Source organism: Acinetobacter sp. UBA3132, from assembly GCF_002364825.1.
In the GTDB taxonomy this organism is placed as follows: Bacteria; Pseudomonadota; Gammaproteobacteria; order Pseudomonadales; family Moraxellaceae; genus Acinetobacter; species Acinetobacter schindleri.
The window spans coordinates 1-13,907 of the sequence record NZ_DEZM01000032.1 but is presented as its reverse complement, the minus strand read 5'-3'; the positions used below and the strand labels follow the sequence as shown (position 1 = coordinate 13,907).

Below are 13,907 nucleotides of genomic sequence, written 5' to 3'. Positions count from 1 at the left end.
GAAAAACATCTTCTCTGGCCGTATCCTTGAGATCGACCTGACAGAAATGGAAACTGACCTGACTGTTGAGCAGGCATTCGAACTTTCTGATGCTTCTGCTGAACGTTCTGCGGCTGGTTGTGCGATCACGCTTTCTGAAGAGAAAGTTGCTGAATACCTGCGTTCTAACATCACTATGCTGAAGTGGATGATTTCACAAGGCTATGGCGATGCTCGTACTATGGCACGCCGTGTTGAGAACATGGAAAAATGGTTGGAAAATCCATCACTTCTTAAAGCTGATGCTGATGCTGAATACACTAAAGTGTACGAAATCGACCTTTCTACGATTACTGAACCAGTTCTTTGCTGCCCGAACGACCCAGATGATGCAAAACTGCTTTCTGACGTTCAAGGTGTGAAAATTGATGAAGTATTCATCGGTTCTTGTATGACGAACATCGGTCACTTCCGTGCAGCTGGTAAACTTCTAGACAAAGTACCTGGTGGTTCTTTATCTACTCGTCTATGGTTGGCTCCTCCAACTCGTATGGACGAACACCAATTGATGGAAGAAGGTTTCTACAATACTTATGGTAAAGCGGGCGCTCGTACAGAAATGCCAGGCTGTTCATTATGTATGGGTAACCAAGCACGTGTAGCTCCGAACACTACTTGTGTATCGACTTCTACTCGTAACTTCCCAAACCGTCTAGGTCAAGGTGCGAACGTTTACCTGGCATCTGCTGAGCTTGCTTCTGTTGCTGCTGTATTGGGTAAATTACCTTCTCCAGAAGAATACCAACAGTACGCTGCTCAAATCGACAGTATGTCTGCTGACATCTACCAATACTTGAACTTCGACAAGATGAGCGAGTATACAGATGCTGCGAAAGACGTAGATACTAAGAAAATCGCTGCTGCTCAATTAGCTTAATTTGTTGAAAAATAAATTAAATTGAGTTAGAAATAAGGGCTGATTAATCAGCCCTTATTTTTTTGAGTATAAAAATGCATAAACCGAATATATTTACATATGCAACAAAAGAATTATCACAAGATGCTTTTATTTTTTGGCTATTAGATCATGCAAATCCTAAATATAATAATATTAATCAGGATTTAAAAAATTGTGCTTTAAACTTAATATCAGAATTTTTTAAATTAGAAAATAAGGAAATGCCAAAGAATATTGAAAAATTTAGTCTTTCAAAACAATATCAAAATATAGATATCTTATTAAAATTAAATAATTATTCTATTGTCATTGAAGATAAAACTGCAACAAAATCTCATGGAGATCAACTAACCAGATATAGAAATATTATTTCTTCAGAGGTGGGTGAAGAAAACGTTTTAGCAATATTTTTTAAAACGCATGACCAGTCAAATTATAAAAAAGAAATAGCAGATGGATTTAAGATTTTTTCTAGAGATAGATTAATTTCTGTATTAGACAATTATACGTCTATACCAAGTGATATTTTTAATGATTTCAAAGATTATATATATTCTATAGAAAATGAAGTTAATGCATATGTTCATAAAGAAGAATGGAATCATAAAAATTGGGTAGGATTTTTTAAGTATTTGCAAAAAGAATTAAATCGTGGTGATTGGGGATATGTCCCTAATCAAAATGGTGGGTTCATGGGGTATTGGTGGGCTTTTCAAAAAAATGAGAGCTGTTGGCAATACCTTCAAATTCAAGAAGATAAACTTGTTTTGAAAATAAATGCTTTGAAACCTGAAAATTACACAAAATTTAGAAATTATTGTTATAAATATTATATAGAAAAGGCTAAGCAAGAGAACTTAAGTTTTAAAAAACCAGCACGTTTTGGTAACGGCGAAACAATGACAATTCTTACGGCTGAATACTTGACTAAAGATAAGGCCTCAAAATTAATTGATATCGAAAAAACTATTCAAAATTTAAAGTCATATACAGATTTTATTGAAAAATATGCTTTAAAAGAGAATGATTTTACATCTTTATAATTTTAATTAATAAACTATGCCCAAACAATCCCGATTCCTCTGTATTGGTGGGTTCCTCAATGGAACCCAAGTCAAAGACCAAGGCGACAGTTTTATCTGTATCGAAAATGGTAAACACGTGACTTATTATAAAAAGGAAATCTTCCATCAAGACGCTTGGGATCATGATTATTATGTCTGTGAAAGTATCACAGACCAGCAAGCGCGCAACTGGGTCTATGATATTCCATTGTATTAATTGCACCTGTTCGGGCTATAAATTAAACAATTATTAGAAACAATAACTTGCATAACATTTCTAAAATTGATTTTTCATACTATTTTCCTAAAACTGTATAAAAATAAAGCCAATAGGGAATGTTATGAATTATGAGATCGATGCCTTTGGCACTTTGGTAATTGCGGTATTTTTTCTTTTTATTGGGCGGTATCTGGTTAGTAAAATTGGCTTCTTTAGAAACTATAATTTACCTGAACCCGTGATCGGCGGTTTAGTCGCAGCGATTGCGGCTTTTATTCTCTATAAATTTTTTAATATCAGCGCCACATTTAATTCAGAGATTCAAACCATCCTGATGCTGATGTTCTTCACCTCCGTTGGTTTAAGTGCAGACTTTTTGAAGCTCAAAGAAGGCGGAAAATCACTTTTGATCTTTCTGGTCTGTGTCATTTTATTTGTAGTCGTACAAAATGCGGTTAGTATGAGTTTAGCGACAGCACTTGGACTTGATCCATTAATTGGACTGATTGTTGGCTCGATTACTTTAACGGGTGGTCATGGTACTGCCGGTGCCTGGGGTGAGGTTCTGGAAACTCAACATGGGATCCAGGGCGCAATTGTCCTTGGTATGGCAAGTGCTACTTTTGGTTTGATTATTGGCGGACTTGTCGGTGGTCCGGTTGCCAAATACCTGATTAAACGTAATCAACTGGCTGAAACAGTGGCGCAGGAAACCAATGAACAGCAACTCGATGCTAACATTAACACTGCACCCTTTGAATATCCAAAGAAAACCCGATTGATCACAGCCAGTAATGCGGTATCAACTTTGGGGATGTTTGCCCTATGTATTTTTTGTCGCCAATCAGATGACAGAAATCAGTCAGGGGAGGTGGTTTGAACTGCCAACCTTTGTTTGGGCTTTAGGGACAGGGGTGATTTTACGTAACATCCTGGAGCATGTGCTAAAAGTCGATATCTTTGATCGCGCCATTGATGTATTTGGGAATGCCTCATTATCCTTATATTTATCTATGGCTTTACTATCACTACAACTCTGGTTGTTGGCCGATCTGGCAGGCCCGCTTATTACGATTTTATTGGTGCAGACAGCAGTATTGATCCTATTTACTGCAATTGTGACCTTTAGAATCATGGGGAAAAATTACGATGCAGCGGTATTGGTGGCGGGGCATTGTGGTTTTGGTATGGGAGCAACACCGACTGCAATTGCCAATATTCAGGCAGTTACCAATAGCTATGGCCCATCGCACAAAGCCTTTTTGATCGTACCGCTATGTGGTGCATTTTTTATTGATATTGTGAATGCTGTGGTGATTCAGAGCATCATTGCATTTTTCGGTTAAAGGTTAATACGACTTTAAAATCATATAGACATTAAAAAGCCCCATGGTTAAGGGCTAGTCGTATGCACATCTGAGGCACATACTGTAAGAGGCTCATCTCATACTGAGCGTATTAAAGCACATTAACCTATCAATAGCCATTTAAATCATCTTTAGGCAGATAACTGTTGCTCAATGACTGGCCATAAGTTTTGATGAGATTTCTTGAACATCAGCATGTGGCCAATCCCTTTATGACCATATTCTTGGGGTTTTAGCTCAATCATTTCTGTGGCTGCTTTTGGATATAAGCGCAGCAAGTCTTTGACATTTGCTTGAGTGGCGATTTCATCATCCGAAGCCCAGATTGATGTGATCGGGCAGGTGATCTGAGCATGATAGTCATGTGCTGGTGCGATCTTTTTACCAATCGCATTAATTATATAACCTGGTTTACTACAAAATTCTGCCCATTCACGCGCCACATCTTTTGGCAGGTTTTCACCCATACCAATCGCTTGAGTTGGACCATAGCCTTTGGTGATACGTGCCAATGGGAAAATGATATTAAACATCACTGGTGCTAGTAATTTGGTGCGACCCTTTAAACCTTTAACATGACCCGTCGATCCAGCAATTGCCACGACTTTTTCCACTTTGGCATAGTTTGGGACAATACCCAGCAGCTGTCCACCAGCACTATGCCCAAGTAAGATGACCTTTTCTGTCTGAGTCTTAGCTAATAGCGCATCAATTGCAGCCGGAATGTCCAGTTGTCCCCATTGCACAATACTGGCTTTAGAATGCTTAACCGGACCTTTTAAAGATTCGCCGATACCTCGAAAATCAAATACCAGCACTGCATAACCCTGAGTTTGCAACCAGCAGCTAAAACTATGATAAAACTGTTTGGTAATGCCAGTCGCAGGGCAGATTAATATGGGAGATTTCTTACTTTCAGTCTCAGTGACTGGATAAAAACGTGCACTTAATTGATAGCCATCCTGGCACTTTAGAGTCAATGTTTCGAATTCAGACATGGGCTACACTATATTTTTGAATCAGAATGAATGCTTAAATTTACCTGACTTCTTCAAAGAAAATTGTTAAAACAATGACTAAAAAGTCAGTACGATGATAAAAACGGAATGAAAATATGCAGGGAATAGAACTTGATCTGGCAGTAAAGATCGCGATTATTTTTAGTGGAATATTCTTATGGGTGGGGATGTTAACCGGGGTATGGAAATATTGGCAAATCCGTCAGTCTGTAAATTCACGGGCGCATTATTATGTGGATATTGCCCATCGCAGCAGCCTGCTTTATGCACCTGCGACATTGATTCTGGCAGTATTGGCTTACTATTCAGTACTATCCTCGCAGATTAATTTAATCTGTGTATTGATCAATGTTCTCTTTTTTAGTTTCTCGATTGGTGCGTATATCTTGCATGGGTTTTTGAAAGACACCACTAATCAGTTTAAGCGACCGCATCAATTGGGCAAGGTTCAGTTACCGGGCATATTAATGACTTTGGCGATGATCGGGTTAATTGTGGCAGAGCTGGGTGGAACAGGAATTTTACTTTGGGGCGCAGCACACGGGCTGTTTTAGATTATTTTTATTCTGATTGGAAGGAGAAATACTTGAATTGGACTTTTCTTTTTCTTCTACCACATGGATGAGTGGCGAAGTCATCCATGTGGTTCAACATCAAGGTTGATTAGCGATATTTCTGGTCAATGACCACCCATAGGTAAAATGCAGCCGAGACGATCAGCGCATACGCTAAATACTCTGGCTTTAAATTGCCTTGAATTACGCAGTGAACGATTAAAGTCAACATCAGCGCAAAGGTGGTGCTTAGAAACACCACAAGGTTAGAATTGGCTTTAAGAGCGTCAATGAAGACTTGCTTTTTGAAATGTACTGATAACATCTCCATCCCTCCTATTTTTAGTGTTATTGATGTCCAAAACTGAGTGGATTGATCAGAATTGAACATACAGTTGTACTTCGAATACCAGAACTTTTCAATAGCTCTGAATGACTGTTCTGGTGAAATACAGCAACTTTAGTCGTAGAGCTATAAAAATTGTCAAAGTACAGCGATTTACCTGAACCATTTAAATGCTTAAATTAGGGTTTAAGGTAGTGCTGGGTGATAAAATTTAAATGGTACAAGCAGGAAAATGCAAATTCTACGCCACAATATGTAGTTTGGTCGGCAGAGAATGTAAGCACATGTATGCGGGATGCTGAAGAATTATAAAATTTGTTAGAATATTGATATAAGTAAATGAAATTGAATAATTTTGGAAATGATTCGGTTAGTTTAGCTAAACGAATGGTTAAATTGTGTATCAGCTAAATTTTTATCTACTTTTAACTGAGCGCTTGCTTAGCGATAATCATGCAGTGAATTGAACCAATAAATGTCCGTTTGGGTAAAACCTGACAATTATTGATCACGCTTAAATCGTATTCTGGGTAAAAAGACGATTTATTGACACTGCGCAGAAAGATTAGTTTCTGATACGGTCAATCAAAGCTGAAATCACGAGAACAATCAGGGCAGGGATAAGCCATGCCATGTTTTGCTCAGAAAGCGGCAAATTCTGAAGTGCAGCAGGTAAATCAAAACCGGCAACTTTAAGACCATCAAATATACCGAAAATAAATGCAACCAGTGTGGTGGGTGCAACAACTTGAGCAGGCTTTTTAAAGAAATGTCCACAGAAGCTCAGCAGGATCACTGCAATTGCAGGCGGATAAATCGCGCTCAGTACAGGCACAGAAACGGCAATCAGTTTGGTCAAGCCAAGGTTTGAAATCACCAGCGAGAAGCCAACCAGAACAAATACAAAGGCTTTGTACGGTAAACGGGTAATCGATGAGAAATATTCAGCACATGCACAGGTCAGCCCGATCGCAGTTACCATGCAGGCAACAAAGATCATGATTGCAAGGAAATAGGCACCCATATCACCAAAGGCATGTTGTACATAAGCATGCAGAATAATCGCACCATTGGCAGCATTTGGGGCAACTTCATGACTACCCAGACCCAATTTAAACAAGCTGAGGTAAACCAAGGTTAGGCCGATCCCGGAAATAATGGCAGCATTTACCGCATATTTGGTAATCAGCTTACGGTCAGTGACCCCACGAGAAGTAATTGCACGCACAATCACGATACCAAAGACCAAGGCACCCAAAGTATCCATGGTCAGATAACCATTGACGATGCCCTCAGTGACCGGGCTAGAAACATAATTACCAATCGCAGCAGGTGGGTTACTCGCAGGAATAAGAACTGCGGCCACACCTAAAATGACCAATGCGATAATTTTCAATGGAGACAGGAAGTAACCCACAGTATCCAGAATTTTATTTGGGTACAGCGAAACCAGTGTCACTACTGCAAAATAGATCACACTATAGATCAGCAGATTACTTGGCTCATTGCCAAAATAAGAGGAGAAACCAATTTCATAGGAAACGGTTGCAGTACGTGGTGTTGCGAATAAAGGTCCAACAGTGAGATAACAAACTACGGTCAGTAAAAGACTTGCTGCTTTACCTAAAGGTGAACTTAAGATCTGGATTGAACCTTCAACACGAGACAATGCCACGATGGTGATAACAGGCAGGCCAACTGCAGTAACCAGGAAACCTAGAGCAGCTAACCATACATGCTCACCGGCTTGTTGAGCCACAATCGGTGGAAAGATAATGTTGCCGGCACCGATGAACAGTGCAAAGGTCATAAAACCTAAGGCAACAATATCCCGAGTACGGAGACTTGTCATAGAGGGAGAATAAACGCAAAAAAGAAAGCGATTTTAAAGGAAATATGCTGATTTTTGGAGCACCTTTTGGCTTGAGCTTCGATGAATTTCTTTGAGTGATTTTCTGTTTAACTGATGGGTAGAAGTTTGGTTAAAATAAATTTATGAATTCAATCAAATAAATTTATAAATTATAAAAATCATCATAAATTATCAATATTTCTAAAAAATCCTGAATAGTTTTATTTGTTTAATCTATAAACAATACATGTTTTAAATATACATTTTCCGATCGCTGTTATTGAAGGAATTCACCGCATCTTTCAGAAAAAGGGTCTATAATTCAAGGATTGACCAAGAGGATGAACACATGAGAGCTTCGACGATAAGTCTTAAAACTGAACAGGATATCGAAAAACTTCGTATATCGGGCCGTCTGGCTGCTGAGGTTTTAGCAATGATCGGAGAGCATGTGAAGCCGGGTGTCACGACAGAATATCTGGATGATATCTGTAATGATTTTATTGTGAATAAACTCCAAGTTATTCCGGCGAATGTGGGGTATTACGGTTATACCAAGACTACCTGCATTTCACCCAATGAAGTGGTGTGTCATGGCATTCCATCAGCAACTACCGTATTAAAAGATGGCGATATCATCAATATCGATGTTGCGATTATTAAAGATGGTTACTTCGGTGACACGAGCCGAATGTACTATGTCGGTACGCCTTCGGCTGAAGCAAAAAAACTGGTTGAAACCACTTATGAAGCCATGGTTGCCGGGATTCATGCAGTAAAACCGGGTGCAACCTTGGGTGATATCGGTTATGCAATCCAGTCTGTGGCACATCGCGAAGGTTATAGTATCGTACGTGAATACTGTGGTCATGGTATCGGTAAGGTGTACCATGAACAGCCAAACATTTTGCACTATGGTCAACCGGGTCAGGGTCTGGTGCTAAAAAAAGGCATGGTATTCACTATTGAGCCAATGGTGAATCTGGGTAAAGCGCGTGTTAAAGAACTTAAAGATGGCTGGACAGTGGTGACTGCAGATAAATCGTTATCTGCGCAGTGGGAGCATATGGTTTATGTGACTGACACTGGCTTTGAATTGTTATCTCCATGGCCAGAAGGCACGGGCTTTTATCCTGCAATTTAAATAAAAGATAAATCTCTGATTATGAAAACACTGATTTTTAAAAAATCAGTATTTTTTTTTAATTGTAAATGAGCACACACATACGTTTTCAAAACAATACAAAATACTACGACTTGCAGTGGTGCAAATGAGATTCATTCTCTATATTATATGAGTTAGATAGATAGGCTGTATCAATCTCTATTTATTCTTGCTCATATAATTAACTGATTAAGAGCCAAGAGAACGATCTAAGCGATATATTTTTTGATTTACAGAGTAAATATTGTTACCCCTTAATGCTGTAGTGACTCTGACTAGCTCATCCTCCGTAGATGAGCTTTTTTTTACTTATTATTTTATTTTACTTAGATGCTCATTAATCTAATCATGATGCAGGTGCTCAACCAGATAATCGATAAAGACCCGAACAGCAGGTAACAAGCCACGACGTGATGGATAAACCATATGGAAAATACCATGTGCTGCTTTCCATTCCGGAAGTACACGTACCAGTTCACCACGTTCCACATATTGCTGCACGACGTTATCAGGTAACAGGGTAATACCACAGCCTGAAGTAGCCAGTTGTGCCAGCATGCTTAGATCGGAGCCCAGTACTGTTGGCATAACGCGGATCTTTTTCTGTTGTTGCATATTATTGTGTAATATCAAAAACTGTTCAGTATGTTCATCCGCCATGCTCAGGATTTTATGCTCGGACAATTCTTCCGGATTTTTCAGATGACCAAATTCATTCAGATAGCCCTGACTGGCAAATAGATGCTGTTCGATCTGGTCAAACTGACGGATTACCAGATTTGGATCATCATCCAGACTGGAACGGACGCGTAGGGCAATATCAAAACCTTCATTGATGATATCCACACGACGATTCGTGACCATCATCTGAATTTTGATTTCAGGATATTGTTTCAGGAATGCAGGAAGAATGCGCGCGATTTCGTTTTGTGCAATGGATACTGGCAGGCTGAGTTTAATAATGCCGCGTGGTTCAGTACTGAGATGATCGACCAGATCATGGGCGGCTTGGGCGGCACTGAGCATAACCTGGGCATGACGGTAAATATTCATACCGATATCGGTTACGGCAAAATGACGTGAGCTGCGTTGAATTAGCCGAACACCAAGACGTTCTTCCAGATTATAAACCCGGCGACTGAGTTTGGATTTAGGAATGTCAGTGGCGCGTTCTGCTGCACTAAAGCCACCATGTTCTACGACTTGAGCAAAACAATAAAAGTCATCCAGATCCGTCAGCATGAGTTCATTCCATATACGCAACAATAAGGTGATTAAAGAATTATTGTTGCAATGTGTCAATGCTGACTTTGTCTTTTTATTGACTATCTAGCTTAATTTAAGCAGTTTATCTTTCAGATATTGCATGCCTTGGGTAGCAGTCATGGCAATTTTCTCAAACTGAGGAGGTAAGTGCTGCTGATTGGCTTTAGGATCAATATAGTAAGCGCTGCAATTCAATGGAATCTCATGAATCAAGCCAGCAACCGGATAAACCTGCAAGCTGGTGCCAATCACAATAAAAATATCAGTATCCTGCACACAGTCCTGTGCTTCTCCATAAGCAGGTACAGCTTCACCAAACCACACGACATGCGGACGCAGCGGATAGCCATCCGTACAAAGGTGTTTATTAAGATCCAGTTCAGCTCCATCAATCGGATAAAACTCGGTGGTGTATTGCGCCTTTGGTCCAGACGTTTTTGCCAGCCGGATATTGCCATGCAGGTGAATGACTTTTGAACTTCCAGCACGTTCATGCAGATCATCAATATTCTGGGTAATCACATGTATGTCATAAGCAACTTCCAGTTCAGCAATCATTTGATGCGCAGCATTGGGTTGTGCAGCCAGAATCTTTTTGCGCCGTTCATTATAGAAGCGCTGTACCAGTTCAGGATCACGTCGCCATGCTTCTGGTGTTGCCACATCTTCTACACGATGCTGTTCCCAAAGACCATCACTGTCGCGGAAGGTATTGATTCCGCTTTCAGCACTCATACCTGCACCAGAAAAGACCACCAGTTTTTTCATCTTGTTTCTTTTTTCCTCTAAGCTGCGTGATTGCTGTGCTTAACACTGGCTTTTAAGAATGCCGCGATTTCCTTGCTAAATTTTACCGGTTCAGTCAAAAGTGGAGTATGCCCGGATTTTTCAAAACGTACCTGTTTGGCATGTGGAATGCTTTGGGCAATCAGGGTTTGACCTTCAACTGGATAAAGTTTGGATTGTGAGCCGCTAAGGAAAGTCACCGGGCATTTGAGTGTCTGAATCGCCACACGGTAATCTTCTCGATGGTAAAGATAATTATTGATATACCGGGCCATATAGTCGACCCGGTTTGATGGTAATAGCAGACTTTGCAGGCGTGGCTGATTCAGAATCCATTCAAAGGCTTTCAGGCTGTATTTATTGTTATTTTGCAAGCCAATAAACTGCAGCCAAAGTTTGGCAATCTGATGACGAGTGTTACTGTCCAGATCCTTAATGTATTTTACATCCTGATGTGGTGCCAATAATTCTGAAATCTGGGTCAGAATAGAAATAAATACCGGATGATGTTCACCAAACAGGCCATAGCTCCAACTGTCATCTACCGGGATTTTTGGGGTCTGGTCAATATGCAGATAAGCAGTGATATGCTCGGCGAAATTAGCATAGTGCATACCATGCATGGCCGTAGTGGCACCCATGGAATATGCAATCACCATCACCTTATCAAGATGTAATTGCTGGATTACCGATTGCACATCCAGCCAGTGACTGGAAATTGCATTCATATCTGGAATCTTGCAATTACTGGAAGCCCCAAAACCGCGCCACTCCGGAATAATAAATCTGAACTGATGCCGATGCGGATAGAGGAAAGCCGCCCATTGCCAGCTCAACATCCCCAGGCCGGACAACACCACTACCGGCTGACCCTGTCCATATTCGCGTACAAAAAGCATTTCGCCATCGGGCATTTTGTAATATGACATCGACTGAGTCCTTATTTTTATATGCTAGCCAGCAGCTGCATTATTAAATTGTTTTAATTTTGGAATCATGATTTCTAACCAGCTAATCCAGCCTACTTCCAGATCGATACCCAGTTGCAGAATCATTTTATGAATATAAAGTGTGCGGTTATTTTCGTCAGCTGTTGCAAAATCTTTGGCAAAAATCTGTCGGTAAATATTCAGTTTTTCCCGGTGCAACTCTAGATGTCTTTCCAGTTCTGGCAAGATAGTATTGCTGCCCATTTGGGCTTCAGCACGTAAGCGTACCATCAATTCTTCACGTAGTTGAGCTGGTGGACTTTGTTCCAGCATCCAGTTGGCTAATTCCTCACGTCCTAGACGTTCTACCTGATAAGTCTTTTTACGTGAACTGCTGTCTTCATCTTCTATGGTAGAAATCCAGCCTTTTTGTAACATGGCATTCAGTTCACGATAGATCTGCTGATGGGTGGCATTCCAGAAAAAGCCCATCGAACGGTCAAAGCGGCGTCCTAACTCAATACCGGTACTTGGTTTTTCCAGTAAACTGGTCAATAGAACATGCGATAAAGACATAAACGTCTCAAGGAAAATGACTCGGGATTATTATGCAACATGTTGCATAAAAATCAATTCTGAACTATAAATTAATGCAACAAGTTGCATAAAAGCTGATGACTGAGGGGAATTTCACATCAGCCGATATAAAAAATAGCCAGCTGACAGGCACGCTAAGGAGTCGAAATGTCAAAGTATCCGCATTTACTTGCCCCATTAGATCTGGGTTTTACCACATTAAAAAACCGGGTTCTGATGGGCTCTATGCACGTCGGGTTAGAGGAAGCCCCGGGTGGTTATAATCGTATGGCGGCATTCTATGCTGAACGTGCCAAAGGGGGTGTTGCCCTGATTGTGACTGGTGGCATTTCGCCAAATGATCACGGTGTGACTTTCCAAGGTGGCTCTAAGCTCGATACGATAGATGAAGCTGAGAAGCACAAGGTAATTACTCAAGCAGTGCATGAAGCTGGCGGCAAGATCGCCATGCAGATTTTGCATACCGGACGTTATTCCTATCAGGCTGAAAATGTCGCGCCGTCTGCGATTCAGGCGCCAATCAATCCGGTCAAACCACATGCCCTAACTTCGAGTGAAGTCCAGCAGACTATTGATGATTTTGCCAACTGTGCACGCTTAGCCCAATATGCCGGTTATGACGGTGTGGAAATCATGGGATCGGAAGGCTATCTGATCAATGAATTTATTGCCGCACGTACCAACCATCGTGATGACGAGTGGGGTGGCAGTTATGAAAATCGCATCCGCTTCCCGATTGAAATTGTGCGCCGGACCCGTGAAAGCGTAGGTGAGAACTTTATTATCATCTATCGTTTGTCGATGCTGGATCTGGTCGAAGGTGGTTCAACGCTGGAAGAAGTGATTCAGCTGGCACAGGAAATCGAAAAAGCAGGTGCAACGATTATCAATACAGGGATTGGCTGGCATGAAGCGCGTATTCCAACCATTGCGACCAAAGTGCCACGTGCAGCTTTTACCTGGGTAACTGAAAAGCTAAAAGGTTCAGTCAAGGTTCCTTTAATTACCTCAAATCGTATCAATACTCCAGAAATGGCAGAATATGTCCTGGCTGCCGGTCATGCGGATATGGTTTCCATGGCGCGGCCGATGCTGGCGGATGCAGAGTTTGTGGTAAAGGCGGAGCAGGGCCGTAGTGATGAAATCAATACCTGTATTGGCTGTAATCAGGCCTGTCTGGATCATATTTTCTCGATGAAAATTGCGACCTGTCTGGTCAATCCGCGCGCCTGCTATGAAACTGAACTGATTTTCAAAGAAGTGTCTACACCAAAAAATATTGCAGTAATTGGTGCGGGTCCAGCTGGTTTAAGTTTCGCGATTTATGCTGCAGGTCGTGGTCATCATGTCACTGTCTTTGAGGCATCCAATCAGATTGGCGGTCAGTTTAATATTGCCAAAACTGTTCCGGGCAAAGAAGAATTCTACGAAACCATTCGTTACTTTAAACGCCAGATCGAATTGCAACCCCGTATTCAGCTCAAACTGAATCATACAGCGACTTTTGAGCAGCTGCTGTCTTCAGAATTTGATGAAATCGTCGTAGCGACTGGGGTGAATCCACGTCAGCTGGATATTCCAGGCATTGATCATCCAAAAGTGCTGTCTTATCTGGATGTGCTAAAAGAGCGTAAGCCAGTGGGTCAGCATGTTGCCATTATTGGTGCAGGCGGTATTGGTTTTGATACTGCGGAATATTTAAGCCATGAAGGGGAAAGTGGCAGCGTCAATCCGCAGAAATTCTATGATGAATGGGGAATCGATACCGATTATGACAATGTCGGTGGTTTAAAACAGCCAAGTGT

General features: G+C 41.0%; 13 protein-coding genes and 1 pseudogene. 7 read left to right on the top strand and 7 right to left on the bottom strand.

Going from position 1 to position 13,907, the window contains the following annotated elements; translation table 11 throughout:
• From B4033_RS01335 to gltS, 4 genes and pseudogenes are all read left to right on the top strand, one after another.
• A partial coding sequence (locus B4033_RS01335; RefSeq protein ID WP_286831365.1) for an aconitase family protein occupies nucleotides 1-916 on the top strand: 916 nt, incomplete at its 5' end.
• Nucleotides 917-990: 74 nt separating this feature from the next.
• Nucleotides 991-1,980 carry a PD-(D/E)XK nuclease family protein gene (locus tag B4033_RS01330; protein ID WP_071320033.1) on the top strand — a complete coding sequence of 330 codons (990 nt, stop codon included), beginning with the start codon at nucleotides 991-993 and terminating at the stop codon, nucleotides 1,978-1,980.
• A 16-nt stretch (nucleotides 1,981-1,996) separates the two neighbouring features.
• Nucleotides 1,997-2,218 (top strand): hypothetical protein, encoded by a 222-nt coding sequence (locus B4033_RS01325; RefSeq protein ID WP_286831362.1) that lies wholly within the window; start codon nucleotides 1,997-1,999, stop codon nucleotides 2,216-2,218.
• Between the two features lie 124 nt (nucleotides 2,219-2,342).
• Nucleotides 2,343-3,567: pseudogene (gene gltS / locus B4033_RS01320) on the top strand (sodium/glutamate symporter).
• A gap of 152 nt (nucleotides 3,568-3,719) precedes the next feature.
• On the opposite strand, the gene B4033_RS01315 reads toward gltS, so the two are convergent.
• The gene (locus B4033_RS01315; RefSeq protein WP_286831359.1) at nucleotides 3,720-4,586 is read right to left on the bottom strand and encodes an alpha/beta fold hydrolase; all 867 of its coding nucleotides are present in this window, start codon (nucleotides 4,584-4,586) and stop codon (nucleotides 3,720-3,722) included.
• A 116-nt stretch (nucleotides 4,587-4,702) separates the two neighbouring features.
• Here B4033_RS01315 and B4033_RS01310 point away from each other — a divergent pair, with 116 nt between their 5' ends.
• A complete protein-coding gene (locus B4033_RS01310) occupies nucleotides 4,703-5,161 on the top strand; it encodes a hypothetical protein (protein WP_286831357.1) in 459 nt (152 codons plus the stop codon).
• Nucleotides 5,162-5,270: 109 nt separating this feature from the next.
• On the opposite strand, the gene B4033_RS01305 is transcribed toward B4033_RS01310, so the two are convergent.
• Entirely contained in the window at nucleotides 5,271-5,486 is a 216-nt protein-coding gene (locus B4033_RS01305; RefSeq protein WP_004893017.1) for a hypothetical protein, read from the bottom strand.
• Nucleotides 5,487-6,072: 586 nt separating this feature from the next.
• Nucleotides 6,073-7,359, bottom strand: a complete 1,287-nt coding sequence (gene brnQ / locus B4033_RS01300; RefSeq protein ID WP_071320028.1) for a branched-chain amino acid transport system II carrier protein — start codon at nucleotides 7,357-7,359, stop codon at nucleotides 6,073-6,075.
• Between the two features lie 349 nt (nucleotides 7,360-7,708).
• On the opposite strand from brnQ, the gene map reads away from it, so the two are divergent.
• Nucleotides 7,709-8,503: a type I methionyl aminopeptidase gene (gene map / locus B4033_RS01295; protein ID WP_048881247.1), complete on the top strand. Its 795-nt coding sequence runs from the start codon at nucleotides 7,709-7,711 to the stop codon at nucleotides 8,501-8,503.
• A gap of 363 nt (nucleotides 8,504-8,866) precedes the next feature.
• Here the strand turns inward: map and B4033_RS01290 are convergent, their stop codons facing one another.
• The 4 genes from B4033_RS01290 to B4033_RS01275 form a co-directional block, all read right to left on the bottom strand.
• On the bottom strand, nucleotides 8,867-9,766 hold the full coding sequence (locus B4033_RS01290; protein ID WP_048881246.1) for a LysR substrate-binding domain-containing protein: 900 nt from the start codon (nucleotides 9,764-9,766) through the stop codon (nucleotides 8,867-8,869).
• Between the two features lie 87 nt (nucleotides 9,767-9,853).
• On the bottom strand, nucleotides 9,854-10,558 hold the full coding sequence (locus B4033_RS01285; protein ID WP_076753685.1) for an SIR2 family NAD-dependent protein deacylase: 705 nt from the start codon (nucleotides 10,556-10,558) through the stop codon (nucleotides 9,854-9,856).
• Nucleotides 10,559-10,575: 17 nt separating this feature from the next.
• Nucleotides 10,576-11,505, bottom strand: a complete 930-nt coding sequence (locus B4033_RS01280) for an alpha/beta fold hydrolase (protein ID WP_286831345.1) — start codon at nucleotides 11,503-11,505, stop codon at nucleotides 10,576-10,578.
• A gap of 24 nt (nucleotides 11,506-11,529) precedes the next feature.
• Nucleotides 11,530-12,081: a PadR family transcriptional regulator gene (locus B4033_RS01275; protein ID WP_286831342.1), complete on the bottom strand. Its 552-nt coding sequence runs from the start codon at nucleotides 12,079-12,081 to the stop codon at nucleotides 11,530-11,532.
• A gap of 168 nt (nucleotides 12,082-12,249) precedes the next feature.
• Between B4033_RS01275 and B4033_RS01270 the strand changes: the two genes are divergently transcribed.
• On the top strand, nucleotides 12,250-13,907 hold a 1,658-nt coding region (locus B4033_RS01270), incomplete at its 3' end, for an NADPH-dependent 2,4-dienoyl-CoA reductase (RefSeq protein WP_286831339.1).